Here is a 15,178-nt window from a genome sequence, read left to right as displayed (position 1 = left end):
CGTTATGACGGAAGGCAACGGGTACGAGTCGTACGAGCGGGCGGGCGAGCTCCTGCGTGCTCTCGCGGCGCCGATCCGGGTCGCCATCGTCACCGAGCTCGGCACCGGCGAGCGCTGCGTCCACGAGCTCGTCGAGTCGCTGCGGGCGCCGCAGCCGCTCGTCTCCCAGCACCTGCGGGTGTTGCGCGGCGCCGGCATCGTCCGCGGTTCCCGGCGGGGGCGGGAGATCGCATACTCATTGGTCGACGAACACATCGCGCACATCGTGGCCGACGCGGTCAGCCACGCCCGGGAGGCATCATGACGACCGACGCCGGCGCGCCGCGCAACACGCACCAGCGGCGCGCGGTCAGCACGCTGCTCGGCTCGGTCGAGGGTTTCCACAGTGCCCAGGAGCTGCACTCGATGCTCCGCGACCGGGGTGAGCGGGTCGGGCTGACCACTGTCTACCGCACCCTGCAGGGCCTGGCCGACGCCGGCGAGATCGACGTCATGCGCCCGCCCGGCGGCGAGCACCTCTACCGCCGGTGCAGCGAGGGGCACCACCACCACCTGGTCTGCCGGTCCTGCGGCTCGACCGTCGAGGTCGAGGGTCCGGCCGTCGAGCACTGGGCCGACCGGGTGGCCGAGAAGCACGGCTTCACCGACGTGAGCCACACCCTGGAGATCTTCGGTACCTGCCGCGACTGCGGCTGAGCGCTTTTGGTCGTGCACGCGCGCGTGTCGTGCGGGACGCTGTGCGGGTGAAGATTTACGCCGACCGCTTTCCCCGGTTCTTCGTTCAGGCCCTGACCGACCTGCTGGTCGTCGCGTGGGTCTACGCCTGGATCCGCGCCGCGTTCTGGCTGCACGACCAGGTCGAGAAGCTGGGCGTGCCCGGCCAGAAGCTGGAAGGCGCCGGCAGCGCGCTGGCCGCCAACCTGGCCGAGGCGGGCAGCAAGGTCGGCGGCGTGCCGCTGGTCGGTGACGAGCTGACCGCGCCGTTCGAGAAGGCGGCCGGTGCGGCGAACTCGGTCGCCGAGGCCGGCCAGGCACAGCAGGAGGTCGTCGGCGACCTGGCGCTCGCGCTCGCGGTGATCACCGCCGTGGTGCCGATCCTGTTCGTCGTGCTGCTCTGGCTGCCGCTGCGGGCCCGCTGGGTGCGCCGGGCCAGCGCCGCCGCCCGGGTCCGGAAGTCGCCCGCCGGCCGCGACCTGCTCGCCCTGCGGGCGCTGGCGACCCAGCCGCTGGGCCGGCTGGCCAAGCTCGGGCCGGACGTGGCGGAGTCCTGGCGGCGGTCCGACGACTCCACAGTGGATGCCCTCGCGGCGCTCGAGCTCAAGTCACTTGGCCTGCGGCAACGGTGATCCAGGCCGCTGGGTGATCGGCCGTACCGAGGCTAGGCTTTGGAGATCATGTCCGTCGTCAACGTGATCTTCGAGCCATGGATGGCTTCCTAGACTTCCTCGATCCGTTCATCACGTCGCCGTGGGTCTACGGCGTCGTGTTCGCGTTGGCGGCGCTCGACGCTTTCCTCCCGATCGTGCCCAGCGAGGCCACTCTCATCACCGCCGGGGTGTTCGCGGCCAGCGGTGAGCCCAACGTGCTGCTGATCATCCTGGCCGGCGGGGCGGGCGCGATGGTCGGCGACCACATCTCGTACCTCATCGGCCACGCCGGCGGCGAGAACGTGATCAGACGGATACCCGAGGGGACCCGCCGGGCCAAGACCTTCAAGTGGGTACGGGAACTGCTGTACGCGCACGGCGGCGTGGCCCTGGTGATCGCCCGCTACATCCCGGGCGGCCGGACGGCGATCACGCTGACCACGGGCGCGATCCACTATCCGCGGCGGAAGTTCACGCTGTTCGACGCGCTGGCCTGTTTCTCCTGGGCCACGTACACCACGCTGCTCGGCTTCCTCGGCGGTTCGGCGTTCCAGGACCACCCGATCCAGGGGTTGGCACTCGGCTTCGGCATCGCACTGGGCGTGGCAGGGCTCGGGGAGCTGATCCGCTGGCTGCGCAACCGGCACCGGCGGCGGTCCGGCCCGCCACCGGCGGAGGAGCAGCCCGCGACGGTCGGGAGCCGGCTGGAGTGACCGCTGTGGCTGGTTGGGCGGGTTGGGCGGCCGCCCGGGTCCAGGCCCGCATCGACCTCGACGCGCTGCGGGCCAACGTGCGGCTGCTGGCCGCCCGGGCCGGCGAGGCGGAGCTGATGGTGGTCGTCAAGGCCGACGCGTACGGGCACGGTTTGGTGCGGTGCGCCCGCGCGGCCCGCTCGGCCGGCGCGGCCTGGCTGGCGACGGCGGTCCCGGAGGAGGCCCTGGCACTGCGCGCGGCGGGCATCGACGGCCGGCTGCTGGCGTGGCTGTGGACGCCCGGCGGGCCGTTCGCCCCGGCGGTGGCGGCTGATATCGACGTGTCGGTGAGCGGCCAGTGGGACCTGGCGTCGGTCGCGGCCGCCGCCGCTTCGGTGGGCCGGCGGGCCCGGGTCCACCTGAAGATCGACAGCGGCCTGGGGCGCAACGGCGCGCCGCTCCGCGACTGGCCGGCGCTCGTGCGGGCCGCCGCGGCGGCGGAGGCCGCGGGCTCGATCCGGGTGGTCGGCATCTGGTCACACCTGGCGATGGCCGACGAACCGGGACACCCGTCTTTGGCGACGCAGTCGGCGGTGTTCGCGGGCGCGGTGCACCTGGCGTCGCAGGCGGGCCTGCACCCGTCGGTCCGCCACCTGGCCAACTCGGCGGCAACGCTGCTGGCGCCGGCCGCGCGGTTGGATCCGGCGCGCGCCGACCGGCCACCGCAGACCCAACACGCCGACCACGCCGGGCATCCGGCGGACGCACGGCCACACCCGGCGCACGCCGACCAGCGCTCGCACGCCCAGAACGCCACGCCACCCCCGGACGCACGGCCACACCCGGCGCACGCCGACCGGCCGTCGCAAGAGCAAGACGCCACGCCACCCCCGGACGCACGGCCGGATCCGGCGCACGCCGGGAAGCGGCCGGACGCCTCGGACCTCGCCGCATCGGTCGTCACCGATGTGCGGCTCGACCTCGTGCGGGTCGGGCTGGCCGCCTACGGGCTGTCGCCCGCCGCAGGCGTGTCGTCGGCCGATCTCGGGCTGCGTCCGGTGATGACGCTGGCCAGCCGGTTCGCGGCGGTGAAGCGGGTGCCTGCCGGGCAGGGGGTTGGATACGGCCTGGATCACCGCACCCGTGGCGAGACCACGCTCGGCCTCGTGCCGGTCGGCTACGCCGACGGGATCCCGCGCAGCGCCGGCAACGTGGGCGAGGTGTGGGCCGCCGGCAAGCGCCGCGCGATCGTGGGTCGGATCTCGATGGATCAGTTCGTGGTCGACCTGGGCGACGACCCGGCGGCCCCGGGCGACGAGGTCCTGATCTTCGGTCCGGGCGACCGGGGCGAGCCGACGGCCGAGGACTGGGCCCGCGCCGCGGGCACGATCAGTTACGAGATCGTCGCCCGGATCGGCCCGGGCGTTCCGCGCATCTACTCGGGAGATTTCGCATGATCAACACTGCTGAGCTGGTCAGGCGCAACGCGGCCTTCGCCGCGGGCGAGACGTTCGTCGCGGCGCCTTTGCTCGCGACCGGCAGCCTGCGGGTGCTCGGCTGCGTGGACCCACGGGTGGACCCGGCGCACGTACTCGGCCTCGCCCCGAACGACGCGGTCGTCATGCGCAACGTAGGCGGCCGGGTGACCCCGGCGACCCTCCGCTCCTGGGCGATGCTGGCGAAGGTGGTCGAGGCCCGCAGCCAAGGCCAGGCCAACCCACCACGGGGCGGCCACCTGGTGGTCCTGCACCACACGGACTGCGGCATCAGAGACCTGACGGCGTACCCGGACCTGCTGGCGGACTACTTCGAGATCCCACCCGCGGACCTCGACACCAAGTCGATCATGGATCCTTACGCCTCGGTCCGGATCGACGTGGAGGCGATCCGGAAGGCACTGCCGCCAGGCTTCCCGGTATCGGGCCTCGTCTACGACGTCTCAACGGGTTTGATCGAGGTCGTCGTTCCGACCGGGTCCTGAACCGGCCGGGTCCGAAAGCGGCCAGGGTCGGCTCCGGCGCCGCGCCCGGACCCGACCGACGCCACGCGCCTGAATCGGCCGAATCGCCGCCACTCGGCGCCAACGTGTGCCCGACTCGGACCGGCCCACTCAACAGGCGTGGAACGGCCCGGGCCGGAGCCCGGGCCGCTCTCTTGTGGACGTCAGGATGGCGGGGGCACCCGCCGGCGGACGTCCTGGGTCTCCGACGGACCCGGCTGCCACGTCGCCACCCACGGCTCGTCGCCCGTCGGGTGCACGACGCCCTCCTCCAGCCACGCGTAGCGCCCGTCGAGGATGCGTTTCGCCGCCTTCGTGTCGACCGCGTCCGTGTTGTCCCAGAGGGCCGTGAAGAGCGCGTCCGCGCGTACCCTGGCCTGCCTGCAGAACAGGTCCGCCAGCTCCATGCCCTCCGGGCGGTCGGCCGCCTCGGACGTCGCCCGGACGCAGACCGCCGCCATCGCGAAGAGTTCCGCTCCGATGTCGACGATGCGGCCCAGGAAGACCTCCCGATCCTCCATCCGCGCCTGCCAGCGCGACATCCCGTAGAACGTCGACCTGGCCATCTTGCGGGCCGCCCGCTCCACGTAGCGTAGGTGGTGCGCCAGCGGCCCGTACTCGTTGAACGCCCCCGGGTTCTGGCCCTTGCCGACCGCCAGGCCCGGCAGCCACTTGGCGTAGAACGCCGTCGCGCGGGCGCCCGCCTTGGCCTTACGACCGATGTCGGCCTTCGGGTCGATGATGTCGCCGGCCACGGAGAGGTGCGCGTCGACCGCCTCGCGCGCGATCAGCAGGTGCATGATCTCCGTCGAGCCCTCGAAGATCCGGTTGATCCGCAGGTCGCGGAGGATCTGCTCGGTGGCCGCCGCCCGTTCGCCGCGGGCCGCCAGCGACTCCGCCGTCTCGTACCCGCGACCACCCCTGATCTGCACCAGCTCGTCGGCGATCTTCCAGGCCATCTCGCTCGCGTAGAGCTTGACCAGGGCCGCCTCGATGCGGATGTCGTTGCGGTCGTCGTCGGCCAGCATGCAGCAGAGGTTGAGCATGGTCTCCATGCCGTACGTGGTCGCCGCCATGAAGGCCAGCTTCTGCGCGATCGCCTCGTGCTCGCCGACGGGGCGACCCCACTGCACGCGCTCCGCGGACCACTCGCGGGCCACGTTGAGGCACCACTTCCCGGCGCCGACGCACATCGCGGGCAGCGACAGCCGGCCCGTGTTCAGCGTGGTCAGCGCGATCTTGAGGCCGCGGCCCTCGCCGCCGATCATCTGGTCGGCCGGGACGAACACGTCGTGGAACCGGGTCACGCTGTTTTCCAGGCCGCGCAGGCCGAGGAACGCGTTGCGCCGCTCGATCGTGATGCCGGGCGAGTCGCCCTCGACCACGAACGCGGTGATGCCGCCGCGCCGGCCCTCGGACTTCGGCACCCGGGCCATCACTACCAGCAGCGTCGCGACGGTGCCGTTGGTGGCCCAGAGCTTGACGCCGTTGAGCCGGTAGCCGCCCTCGACCGGCTCGGCGATCGTGCCGAGGCGGGCCGGGTCGGAGCCGACGTCGGGCTCGGTCAGCAGGAACGCCGACACCTCACCGCCGGCGAGCCGGGGCAGGTACCGCTGCTTCTGGTCGGCGGTGCCGAAAAGCTTGAGCGGCTGGGGTACGCCGATCGACTGGTGCGCCGAGAGCAGCGCGCCGATGGCGGGGCTGGCCGAGCCGACCAGCATCAGGCTGCGCGCGTAGTCGAGGTTGGTCAGGCCGAGACCGCCGTACTTCTCGTCGATCTTCATGCCGAACGCGCCGAGGCGGGCGAGGCCGTGGAACACCTCGTCCGGGATGCGGTCCTCGCGCTCGATCCGGGCGCCGTCGACGTCGCTACGCACGTACGCGTTGAGTTTCTTGACGAACTCCTCGCCCTTGGCGGCCCGCATGGGGTCGGGCTGCGGCCAAGGGTCGATCAGGTCGAGCCGCAGCCGGCCGAGGAACAGCTCCTTGCCGAAGCTCGGTTTGGTCCAGTCGGTCTCGCGGGACGCCTCGGCGACCTCGCGCGACTCCTGATAGGAAACCGTTCCCGCCTCCTGGGGCAGGACACCGGCGTTGTCGGGGCCGCCGGCCTCCGGCGGCCTGTTCTGGGTCGTCGTCACGGCTTCCCCCTTATGTCGGGCTTGGCTGTGCTGGTTCTGACGGTACCTCGCTTTATTACCCGTCGGTAGGTTTCTCGAACTCCTCTGGATGCTCCCGTCTCCGGGTGATCTCTGATTCGGTCTCGTCCGGCTCGCCCCAGTCGCGGCGCAGCCAGGGCAGACCGGCCCAGAACGTGATGAAGAAGATGGCGGTGATGCCGCTGAGAATGATCGCCACGTTCCGGGATGAGGTGAAGTCTGTGATCAACAGGACCGCGCTGACGATGGAGACCAGGAGGAAGGACAGCCCGGCGGTGGCCATCCGATGCCCGAACCGGACGAGCTCCGGCTTGCGCCCCTGACGGAAGAGCCCCTGGTGGAAGGCCACGGGAGCGATGATCAACGCGGTGGCCCCGGCGGCGGCGAGGAGCGAGACGAGGTACGTGTTGCGCTGGAACTCGGTGACGCGCGGAAACCCGTTGCTGAAGGGCAGCGTCAACAGGAACGCGAAGAGGATCTGCACACCGGTCTGCGCGACCCGAAGCTCCTGCAGCAGGTCGTTGAAGTTCCGATCCCACCGCTGCTTCGGCGTTTCGGCCGGTCGCTCCTCATCCATCCGGGCTCCTATGTCGGCTAGCCCTCATGGTGGTCGGTCGACAGCGCCGCCGTGGCCGTTTGGAGCAGCTCGCCGGTTGCCGCGAGCGTTGTCCACAGCGGGTACCCATCGACCCCGGTGGTGTCTAGCGTGGGCGCATGGGGTTCTGGGACGACGTCGAGCGGCATATGGTGCGTTACTCGGCTGCCGGGCGGTTCACGCCCGAGGTGGTCGTGCGGGCCGAAGGGTCCTATGTGTTCACCGAGTCCGGGCGGCGGATTCTCGACTTCACGTCCGGGCAGATGAGTGCCATCCTCGGCCACTCGCATCCCGAGATCGTCTCCACGATCCAGCGGCAGGTCGCCACCCTCGATCATCTGTTCAGCGGCATGTTGAGCCCGCCCGTCGTCGATCTGGCGCGGCGGCTCGCCGGGTCGTTGCCCGCGCCCCTGGAGAAGGTGCTGCTGCTCACCACCGGCGCCGAGTCCAACGAGGCCGCCATCCGGATGGCCAAGCTCGTGACCGGCAAGCACGAGATCGTCTCCTTCGCCCGATCCTGGCACGGCATGACGCAGGCCGCGGCGGCCGCGACCTACAGCTCCGGGCGCAAGGGCTACGGCCCGACCTCGCCCGGCAACTACGCGATCCCGGTGCCCGCCAGGGGCGTCGACTGGCGCCAGCAGCTCGATCTCGCGTTCGACCTGATCGACGCGCAGTCCGTGGGCAGCCTGGCCGCCTGCATCGTCGAGCCGATCCTCAGCTCCGGCGGCGTGATCGACCTACCCGAGGGCTATCTGGGCGTGCTCCAGGCCAAGTGCCGGGAGCGCGAGATGCTGCTCATCGTCGACGAGGCGCAGACGGGGCTGTGCCGCACCGGCACCTGGTACGCGTTCGAGCGCGACGGCGTCGTGCCCGACATCCTGACCCTGTCGAAGACCCTCGGCGCCGGCCTCCCCCTGGCCGCCGTCGTGACGTCCGCGGCGATCGAGGAGGAGGCCCACGCCCGCGGCTATCTCTTCTTCACCACACACGTCTCCGATCCGCTGGTCGCCGCGGTCGGCAACACGGTGCTCGACGTGCTCGAGCGCGACAAGCTCGACGTGCGGGCCGCCGAGTCCGGCGCCTTCCTACGCGACGGCCTACTGGCCCTGGCGGAGAAACACGACATCATCACGGATGTACGCGGCCGCGGGCTGCTCGCCGGCCTCGAGCTCGCCTCCGACGAGGCGGGCGCCGAGGTGACCCGGCGCTGCCTCGCACTCGGGCTCCACATGAACGTCGTACAACTGCCCGGGATGGTCGGCGTCTTCCGCATCGCACCACCCCTGACCGCGACCCAGGAGGAGATCAGCGAGGGCCTGGACATCCTCGACCGGGCCCTGGCCTAGGCCTGTCTCGAAGTGGGGGCCGGAGCGAGGCGAGGCCCAGGCGTCGGCTGGGGCCGCCGCAGCCCGGTCATCCACTTCGAGACAGGGCCTGGCTACTCGCAGAACACCTGGACCTTGCCCTCGGGCGAGTCGACGTCGACGGTGATGTCGTCGAGGTGCTCGATGAGGTCCTCGAGCTGCTGCGGCTTGAGCTGGGTGAGGTCGATCGGCACGCCCGACCGGTGCAGCTGCAGGTTGACCTGGCCGAGCGCGTCCTGCGGGATCAGGCTCGTCAGGCGCACGCCGGCCCGCAGCAGTTGCAGCGGCACCCGCACGTTGACCTTGCCCGGCCCGCCGAGCTCGGTCGAGTTCACCAGCACCCGCAGATATTTGGGCCGCACCTTGGACCCGGGCGCGGCCGGCTCCGGCTGCTCCCGCGCGAGGGCGTCGATCAGCCGCTCGGCCTCGTCGGCGGTTATCTTGCCCTCGGCCAGCATCTGCAGGACCTGGCGGCGCTGCTCGTTCATCGTGTTGCTCCTCCCCGTCGTGATCATCGGACGCTTACCAGGAAGGCCGTCCGGCCTTCTTCGATCTCGAACTGGCTGCCGGGCAGCGCCAACAGCACCTGCCCGACGCCGCGCAGCGCGCCGCCCGGGTTGATCCGGAAGACGACGCAGGCGACGAGCCCGGCCAGCACCGCGAGCAGCAGCAGCGGGGACAGCACCAGCAGCACCGGCAGGACCGGGATGAAGAACCGCCGCCGGCGCCCGTCGCGGCCCCGGCTGCGGACCGTCACGAGCTGCGGGATCATCGGGTGCGCTCCAGCTCGGCCAGCGCCTCCTGGGCGCTGATCTCCCCCCGGCGCAGGCGGTCGACGACGTCGGCACCTGTGGGCGCCGGATCGGACTCGACGAAATCGAGCTGCTCGGCGATCCTGTTGAGCCGCGACTTGATCGTCGGGTAGCTCACCCCGAAGATCCGCTCCATCTCCTTGATGGAACCGTGCGACCGCACGAACGCGGCGACGAACACCTGGTCGTCCGTGCTGAGCGCCGCCAACTGCGGCGGCTCGAACTGCCCCTCGACCGCCACACCGTTGGCGACGAGCCGAACCCGCTCGACGACGAACGACTGCCCCCGTGTCAGCTCCGTCAGGTCCTGCCAGTCCACCCTCGTCCCCCAACCCCTCGGCGGCGCGTACCCACGAGTCAGTTCTATCTTGAGTTTTTCAAGGTTTCAACGCATGGACCTTAATTTTCTTGAGGTGACCTTGAAAGAACTCAGGAACGACGGCGCATCGGGCGGGCCCAGCAGGTCGTGCACCACCCCGGCCGGCCCGGCGGATCGATGGTGTCGGGCCCGATGCGCGCGGGCCAGACGCGATAGCAGGTGTGCTGCCAGTCCAACGCCAGCAGCGAGTCGGCGGCGGCCACGACCGCCAGACTTACGATGGCGGGCGTGGTGGCCGATCCGAATGTTCTGCATCCCATGCCCGACCAGCCGCGGGTGGTGCTGCTCAAGCCCCTCGTCACCTCGCCGCTGATCGAGGTCGGCGACTTCTCCTACTACGACGACCCGGATGATCCGACGGCGTTCGAGACGCGCAACGTGCTCTACCACTACGGGCCCGAGCGGCTCGTCATCGGGAAGTTCTGCGCACTCGGCGAAGGCGTCCGCTTCATCATGAACGGCGCCAACCACCGCATGGACGGGCCGTCGACCTTTCCGTTCCCGATCATGGGCGGCTCGTGGGCCGCGCACCTCGATCTTGTCACCGGGCTGCCCGGCCGGGGCGACACCGTGGTGGGCAACGACGTCTGGTTCGGTTACCGCACCACGGTGATGCCCGGCGTACGCGTCGGCGACGGCGCGATCGTCGCGTCCGGGTCGGTCGTCGTCGACGACGTGCCCGCCTACGGCATCGTCGGCGGCAATCCCGCCCGGCTCATCCGTCGCCGCTTCAGCGACGAGGACGTGGCCCGGCTCCTCGCCCTCGCCTGGTGGGACTGGCCGACCCCGCACATCACCGCACACCTGCGCACGATCATGTCGGGTACGGTCGACGACCTCGTGGCCGCCGCGCCGTGACGGCTATCAGGGCAGGGCGTCGGTCCACTCGGCGGTCAGGGCGAAGGTGCTGCCCTCGGCCGCGCCCATGATGCCGCCGTCCGCCGTGACCACGACGTCGCTGCGGCGGACCTGGGCGGTCGCGGTGTCGATGACCAGCGTCGCCGGGGGTTCGCCGGCGAAGAAGGAGATCCGCAGCTCCACGCCGCCGTCGACCGGCCCTCCACTCTGGACGTTCGGGTAACCGGCGAACCCGCGGAACGCCGCCGCCCGCACGTTCGGCGGTGCGGGCAGCTGGGAGACGACGGAGACCAGTCCCTCGAAGACCGCCCGCTCCCGTTGCGCGTCGGTCAGCCGCCCCGCGCCGGTCCGTACGCCCGCGGTCCTGATCAGATCGTCGATCCGGGTACGCAGCGCGTCCGGCTCGGTCGGCAGCGCCTGGATCTGCTCGACGGTCACCGCCGCCCCGCCCAGCCGGAAGGCGCTCGGCGACCGGAGCTCGACGAGCGTGCCGTCACCCTTTCCCGGCTCGGCGCCCGGTGACTCCGCCGTCGGGTACGTCAACCGGGTCCAGCTTCGGCCGTCCCGGGCGGTCCAGGTCTCGTACACCGCCGGCTCGCCGGTCGGCGCCACCCTGACGTACCAGTAGTCGCCCGTGCCCGCCGGCGTGTGCGCCGCCGTCGTGGCCGCCGCCAGCAGGATCTCGTGGCCGGACATGCGCGCGGGCTCCGTCGCCGGGGTGTCGAGCGCGCCGACGCCGACAGCGGCGACCGCGAGCGCCGCGGCGAACCCGGCGCCGAGGTAGGCCAGGCGGCGCCGGGGCACCGCCTGCCCGGGCCGGGCCATGTGGTGGCTGAGGAGGTCCCGGATCTCCCGGTGGCGGTCGCCGGGCAGCTCCCGCTCCACGGGCCTGGGCAGCAGCCGCGCCAGCTCCGCTCGGTCGTCCGGGCCTGGCCTGATGGGGGTGGTGTTCATCGCGCGTCCTCCTGTGCGAACGGGACCGCGGTCGTGCGGTCAGTGAGTTCCTGTCCGGCACCGGCCGCCGGTTCCACGGGCGTGACGAGACCGTCGAGGCGCCTGCGCGCCCGGGACAGTCGTGATCGGACGGTGCCCACCGGCACGTCCAGCGCCCGCGCCGCCTCGGCGTAGTCGAGACCGGCGAAGACACAGAGCGCCAACACCTCCCGCTCAGGGGTACGCAGCACGGCCAGCGCCGCCCGTACGCGGGTGATCCGCTCCCGGTCGTCGAGGCCAGCGCTGACCTCCTCGGCGAAGTCCGGCAGCGACCGCGGCCGCGGCAGCCGGGCGAGCGCGGCGTCGTACCGCCGGGCCGCACGACGCACGTTGCGGGCCACGTTGGTCGCGATGCCGAGCAGCCACGGCCGCAACGACCCGTCGACGCCGGCGTCCACCCGGCCGCGCAGCCGCCAGGCCTCCAGGAACGTCAGCGACACGATGTCCTCGGCCGCCGACCAGTCACCGGTCAGCCGGTAGCCGTGGTTGTAGACCGTGCGCGCGTGCTCGTCGAACAACTGCCGGAACGCGTCGGGGTCGCCATCACGGACCCGGACGCGCAAGCTCGTCTCCACAGCCTGGGACTGTCCGCGCCGGCCGCCGCAGTTCCGGTGACCTGGGTCACACCGCCACGTCGGCCTCGGGCGCCGGGTCGGCGGTGGCCGGCATGGCGCGCGGGACGACCCGGTGTGCCGTGGCGAGCACCGCGGCCACCACGAGGCCGGCCGCGCCGGCGATGCCGAGCGCACCTCCCCCGTACGCGACCAGCAGTCGGTTTCGGCTCAGCTCGTCCGTCGGGGTGGTCAGCACCTGGTCGGTCAGCCGCATCGCGATCGCGGCGCCGGCCAGCAGCACCAGGCCGGCCAGCGCGAGCACGGTGACGGCGAGCCTGTTGGCCGGGCCGTACTCGACGTCGCCGTGGGTGCGTTGCGCCGCCAGGATGAACAGGCCCGCGAGGTTCGCCCAGACGCCGACGACGAGGAACGCGGCCACCACGTCGCTGGGGCGGTGCCAGCCCGCGGAGAGCGTCGCGATCCCGACGAGCGCGGCCGCCGCGGCGCCGACGACGGCACCGACGCCGCGCATCCGGCCGGGCAGCACGAGGACGAGCGCGACCAGCACCGCCGCGGCGATCGTCGCGTGCCCGCTCGGCAGGCTGTTGCCGGCCGCGGCCCGTTCCACGTCGACGCCCAGCTCGGGGCGATCGAGCACCCGCTTGAGCACCTGCGTGGTCACCGACGCGCCGCCGATGAGCAGGATCGCGCCGACCGCCACCGCGACCCGGCGCCGGATCAGCGCGATGAAGCCGATGACGGCGGTGGCGGCGAGCAGCGACACCACCGAGACCGTGTTGAGGATCGTGTCGACGACGCCCGCGATCCGGGCCTGCCCGATCCAGTTGCCCGCCAACGCGATGGTGTCGAGCTGCTGCCCGTGCGTCGACCGCACGAAGAACCGCCAGACCGCCACCAGGCCGCCGACCTCGACGATCGACAGCAGCACCAACCAGAGACCCAGGCCGATCGGCCACCTTCGCATCGCAGCAACCTATCCGGCCGGCCGGTGGGCGCGCAGAACCGACCCTGTCCGCGCGTCGGCGGGGAAGAACAGCTCGATGGAGAGATCGGCCAGGGTGACGTCGATCGGTGTGCCGAACGTGCTCAGCAGACTGAACATCGAGAGGTCCTCGCCGTCGACCTCCACCTGCCAGGCGAGCACGGGCTCGGCCGGCTCCTCCTCGCCGGGGTCACGCCAGGTGCGGCGGTCCGGGATCCCGGGCCACGTCGCGATCTCGTCGGCGAGGGCGGCCAGGCCGTCGTCCTGGGTCCGCACGACGGCGCGGTCGAGGCGACGGAGCAGATAACCGGACCACTGCGGGAAATTTCGGGTACGCCCGGCGAGGCCGGCCGGGTGCAGGGACATCCGGAACAGGTTGGCCGGCGTGCCGAGCGCCTCCTCGGGCAGGCCCGCGACCAGCCGGCGCGCGGCGCGGTTGCTGAGCAGCACGTTCCACCTCTGGTCGATCACGAGACCGGGGTACGGGTCGTGCGAGTCGAGCAGCGCGCGCAGCGATGCCCGTACCTGCGCGAGGGCCGGATCCGTCAGCGGCGTCTCCGGGTAGCGCGGCGCGTAACCCGCGGCGAGCAGCCAGTCGTTGCGCTCGCGCAGCGGCACGTCGAGCTGCTCGGCGAGCCGGATCAGCAGGCCGGCGCTCGGCTTCGATTTGCCGAGCTCGACGAAGCTGAGGTGGCGGGGCGAGATGCCGGCCTCGTGCGCCAGCCCCATCTGGCTGCGCCGCGCCTGGTCGCGACGGCGTCTGATCAGGTCGCCGACGGTGGCATCTGTCACGAAACCTCACGATAGCCGGGGCCGCCGGCGGCCAAACCAGTACCTCCCAGGTAATCGCCTTCACGTCCGCGCGACCGCAGGATGTGATCGTGGACCTCGTGAGCCAGCTCCTGCGCGACCGCCTCCGCTCCGCCAGCGTGCCCGGCCGGCGTGCCGACGACGCCCGGCTCGTCCTGCTGATCGAAGGCGGCAGCTCCCGCGGCGCGTACTCGAGCGGCATGACGGTCGCGATCGAACGCCTGGGCCTGCTGCCGGCGTTCGACGCGGTCTACGGCAGTTCGGCGGGAGCGCTGAACGCCGCGTGGCTGCTGTGCGGCCGCGCCGAGAGCACGATGCACGCGTGGTGGGACAGGACCATCATGCGTACGACCATCGACCCGCGCCGCGCCTTCTCCCGCCGCCCGGTGGTGGACACGCGTTTCCTGGTCCACACGGTCTACACCGAGATCATGCCGATGGGCTTCCAGGAGATCCTCGACAGCCCGGTCTCGTTCCACCCGATCGCGACGGACGCGTCGACCGGCCGCCCCGTGGACCTGGCGGCGGTGGCGCGCTCCCGCGGCGGCCTGCAGGCGGCGCTACGGGCGTCGACGGCGATGCCGCTGCTGGCGGGGGAACCGGTCGAGATCGAGGGACGCCGCTACGTCGATGCCGGGGTGAGCGAGGCGGTGCCGGTGCGGACGGCGCTGGCACTGGGGGCGACACACATCGTGGCGCTCCGCACGCGCCGCACGGACGAGACGTCGACGGCCCCGTCACGCGGCGAACGGATGCTGCTGTCGCGCTGGTTCGCCCGCAACGCGCCGGGCGCGATCGAGCCGTGGTTGGGCCGGCAGGCGCTGCGGGCGCAGGAGGAACGCCTGCTGTCGACCCACCCGGCGACGCTGCAGATCCGCCCACCGCTGGGCAGCGCCCGTGTCGGCCGCACGGAACGCGGGGAACGCGTGCTCCGCTCGGCGGTCGACGCCGGCATCCAGGCAGCACTGGACTCACTGTCGCCGGCGGTGGACCCGGCGGCCGCCCCGTTGTGACGGCGTCGGGTTCCCGATCGGCCGCGAACCAACTCCCGGGTGGCCGCATCGAACCCTTCGACAGCAACCCGAACGGATAACCGGGAGTCAACGATGCGTATCACGATGCCTTTGGCCGGCGCCCTCGCCACCCCTCTGCTTGCCACCGCGTGCGGGTCGACCGTGCAGCACCAGGCGGTCGACGCGGCGCCGGCCGGCCCCCATGACCGCCGCGGCCACGACCGCGGCGCCCACGACGTCGTCGCCGTCCCCGAAGAACGACCCGGCGCCGTTGCTCCTGGGCCCGGACGGGTACGGCACGCTGAAGCTCGGCATGAGCGTCGAGCAGGCGGAGGCGACCGGCCTGGTGGGAACGTTCGACAACAGCGGCTGCCGGATCGCGAAGCTGCGCAACGCCCCGGCCGGGGAGGGTGCGGTCCACTGGTCGCCGGACAACGGGATCGTGAGCAACCCTCGGCGGGCGTGCGGATCGGCATGTCGGAGAAGGAGATGCGGCGGATCTACCCGGGTTGGAAGCTCGCCGACGACGTCTCGGGTGGGGCTACGTGCACGTCGGCGGGGCGAAGTACCGCATCCGGGT

Annotated in this window: 20 protein-coding genes; 9 read left to right on the top strand and 11 right to left on the bottom strand. The window is 71.9% G+C overall.

The genetic code is table 11. From position 1 onward, the window contains the following. Positions 1-4 precede the first annotated feature (4 nt). From Asi02nite_RS09155 to Asi02nite_RS09125, 6 genes are all read left to right on the top strand, one after another. Entirely contained in the window at positions 5-304 is a 300-nt protein-coding gene (locus Asi02nite_RS09155; RefSeq protein ID WP_203711747.1) for an ArsR/SmtB family transcription factor, read from the top strand. After that, positions 301-696, top strand: coding sequence for a Fur family transcriptional regulator (locus Asi02nite_RS09150; protein WP_203711746.1), 396 nt, complete (start codon positions 301-303; stop codon positions 694-696). The genes Asi02nite_RS09155 and Asi02nite_RS09150 overlap by 4 nt, the downstream gene beginning before the upstream one ends. A gap of 47 nt (positions 697-743) precedes the next feature. Further along, positions 744-1,346, top strand: a complete 603-nt coding sequence (locus Asi02nite_RS09145; protein ID WP_203711745.1) for a hypothetical protein — start codon at positions 744-746, stop codon at positions 1,344-1,346. A 77-nt stretch (positions 1,347-1,423) separates the two neighbouring features. Continuing rightward, positions 1,424-2,080: a DedA family protein gene (locus Asi02nite_RS09140; protein WP_203711744.1), complete on the top strand. Its 657-nt coding sequence runs from the start codon at positions 1,424-1,426 to the stop codon at positions 2,078-2,080. After that, the gene (locus Asi02nite_RS41485; protein ID WP_239126585.1) at positions 2,077-3,516 is read left to right on the top strand and encodes an alanine racemase; all 1,440 of its coding nucleotides are present in this window, start codon (positions 2,077-2,079) and stop codon (positions 3,514-3,516) included. Before Asi02nite_RS09140 ends, Asi02nite_RS41485 begins: the two co-directional genes overlap by 4 nt. Beyond that, positions 3,513-4,040 carry a carbonic anhydrase gene (locus tag Asi02nite_RS09125; RefSeq protein ID WP_203711743.1) on the top strand — a complete coding sequence of 176 codons (528 nt, stop codon included), beginning with the start codon at positions 3,513-3,515 and terminating at the stop codon, positions 4,038-4,040. The genes Asi02nite_RS41485 and Asi02nite_RS09125 overlap by 4 nt, the downstream gene beginning before the upstream one ends. Positions 4,041-4,222: 182 nt before the next feature. On the opposite strand, the gene Asi02nite_RS09120 is transcribed toward Asi02nite_RS09125, so the two are convergent. Further along, positions 4,223-6,196 carry an acyl-CoA dehydrogenase family protein gene (locus tag Asi02nite_RS09120; RefSeq protein ID WP_203711742.1) on the bottom strand — a complete coding sequence of 658 codons (1,974 nt, stop codon included), beginning with the start codon at positions 6,194-6,196 and terminating at the stop codon, positions 4,223-4,225. Between the two features lie 55 nt (positions 6,197-6,251). After that, positions 6,252-6,791 carry a DUF6328 family protein gene (locus tag Asi02nite_RS09115; protein ID WP_203711741.1) on the bottom strand — a complete coding sequence of 180 codons (540 nt, stop codon included), beginning with the start codon at positions 6,789-6,791 and terminating at the stop codon, positions 6,252-6,254. A 137-nt stretch (positions 6,792-6,928) separates the two neighbouring features. On the opposite strand from Asi02nite_RS09115, the gene Asi02nite_RS09110 reads away from it, so the two are divergent. After that, entirely contained in the window at positions 6,929-8,158 is a 1,230-nt protein-coding gene (locus tag Asi02nite_RS09110) for an aspartate aminotransferase family protein (protein WP_203711740.1), read from the top strand. 92 nt (positions 8,159-8,250) lie between these two features. Here the strand turns inward: Asi02nite_RS09110 and Asi02nite_RS09105 are convergent, their stop codons facing one another. From Asi02nite_RS09105 to Asi02nite_RS09090, 4 genes are all read right to left on the bottom strand, one after another. After that, entirely contained in the window at positions 8,251-8,664 is a 414-nt protein-coding gene (locus tag Asi02nite_RS09105; protein ID WP_203711739.1) for an SHOCT-like domain-containing protein, read from the bottom strand. Positions 8,665-8,687: 23 nt separating this feature from the next. After that, positions 8,688-8,948 carry a hypothetical protein gene (locus Asi02nite_RS09100; protein WP_203711738.1) on the bottom strand — a complete coding sequence of 87 codons (261 nt, stop codon included), beginning with the start codon at positions 8,946-8,948 and terminating at the stop codon, positions 8,688-8,690. Next, positions 8,945-9,307: a DUF2089 domain-containing protein gene (locus Asi02nite_RS09095; protein ID WP_203711737.1), complete on the bottom strand. Its 363-nt coding sequence runs from the start codon at positions 9,305-9,307 to the stop codon at positions 8,945-8,947. The genes Asi02nite_RS09100 and Asi02nite_RS09095 overlap by 4 nt, the downstream gene beginning before the upstream one ends. Positions 9,308-9,417: 110 nt before the next feature. Beyond that, positions 9,418-9,627: a DUF2716 domain-containing protein gene (locus tag Asi02nite_RS09090; RefSeq protein ID WP_203711736.1), complete on the bottom strand. Its 210-nt coding sequence runs from the start codon at positions 9,625-9,627 to the stop codon at positions 9,418-9,420. Here Asi02nite_RS09090 and Asi02nite_RS09085 point away from each other — a divergent pair. Beyond that, the gene (locus Asi02nite_RS09085) at positions 9,587-10,225 is read left to right on the top strand and encodes a CatB-related O-acetyltransferase (protein WP_203711735.1); all 639 of its coding nucleotides are present in this window, start codon (positions 9,587-9,589) and stop codon (positions 10,223-10,225) included. The genes Asi02nite_RS09090 and Asi02nite_RS09085 overlap by 41 nt on opposite strands. A gap of 6 nt (positions 10,226-10,231) precedes the next feature. Here the strand turns inward: Asi02nite_RS09085 and Asi02nite_RS09080 are convergent, their stop codons facing one another. From Asi02nite_RS09080 to Asi02nite_RS09065, 4 genes are read right to left on the bottom strand one after another with little or no spacing between them, the layout of a single operon-like run. Continuing rightward, the gene (locus tag Asi02nite_RS09080; protein ID WP_203711734.1) at positions 10,232-11,179 is read right to left on the bottom strand and encodes a hypothetical protein; all 948 of its coding nucleotides are present in this window, start codon (positions 11,177-11,179) and stop codon (positions 10,232-10,234) included. Then, on the bottom strand, positions 11,176-11,793 hold the full coding sequence (locus Asi02nite_RS09075; protein ID WP_203711733.1) for an RNA polymerase sigma factor: 618 nt from the start codon (positions 11,791-11,793) through the stop codon (positions 11,176-11,178). Before Asi02nite_RS09075 ends, Asi02nite_RS09080 begins: the two co-directional genes overlap by 4 nt. A 46-nt stretch (positions 11,794-11,839) precedes the next feature. Next, positions 11,840-12,757: a phosphatase PAP2 family protein gene (locus tag Asi02nite_RS09070; RefSeq protein WP_203711732.1), complete on the bottom strand. Its 918-nt coding sequence runs from the start codon at positions 12,755-12,757 to the stop codon at positions 11,840-11,842. Positions 12,758-12,766: 9 nt separating this feature from the next. Beyond that, positions 12,767-13,567: a helix-turn-helix domain-containing protein gene (locus tag Asi02nite_RS09065; RefSeq protein ID WP_203711731.1), complete on the bottom strand. Its 801-nt coding sequence runs from the start codon at positions 13,565-13,567 to the stop codon at positions 12,767-12,769. An 89-nt stretch (positions 13,568-13,656) separates the two neighbouring features. On the opposite strand from Asi02nite_RS09065, the gene Asi02nite_RS09060 reads away from it, so the two are divergent. Beyond that, on the top strand, positions 13,657-14,598 hold the full coding sequence (locus Asi02nite_RS09060) for a patatin-like phospholipase family protein (RefSeq protein WP_203711730.1): 942 nt from the start codon (positions 13,657-13,659) through the stop codon (positions 14,596-14,598). A gap of 87 nt (positions 14,599-14,685) precedes the next feature. Here Asi02nite_RS09060 and Asi02nite_RS09055 read toward each other — a convergent pair whose 3' ends face one another. Next, positions 14,686-15,048, bottom strand: coding sequence for a hypothetical protein (locus tag Asi02nite_RS09055; RefSeq protein ID WP_203711729.1), 363 nt, complete (start codon positions 15,046-15,048; stop codon positions 14,686-14,688). Between the last annotated feature and the right edge of the window lie 130 nt (positions 15,049-15,178).

This window comes from Asanoa siamensis, assembly GCF_016862555.1.
GTDB lineage: Bacteria > Actinomycetota > Actinomycetes > Mycobacteriales > Micromonosporaceae > Asanoa > Asanoa siamensis.
This window is presented reverse-complemented; position numbering and strand designations above follow the sequence as displayed.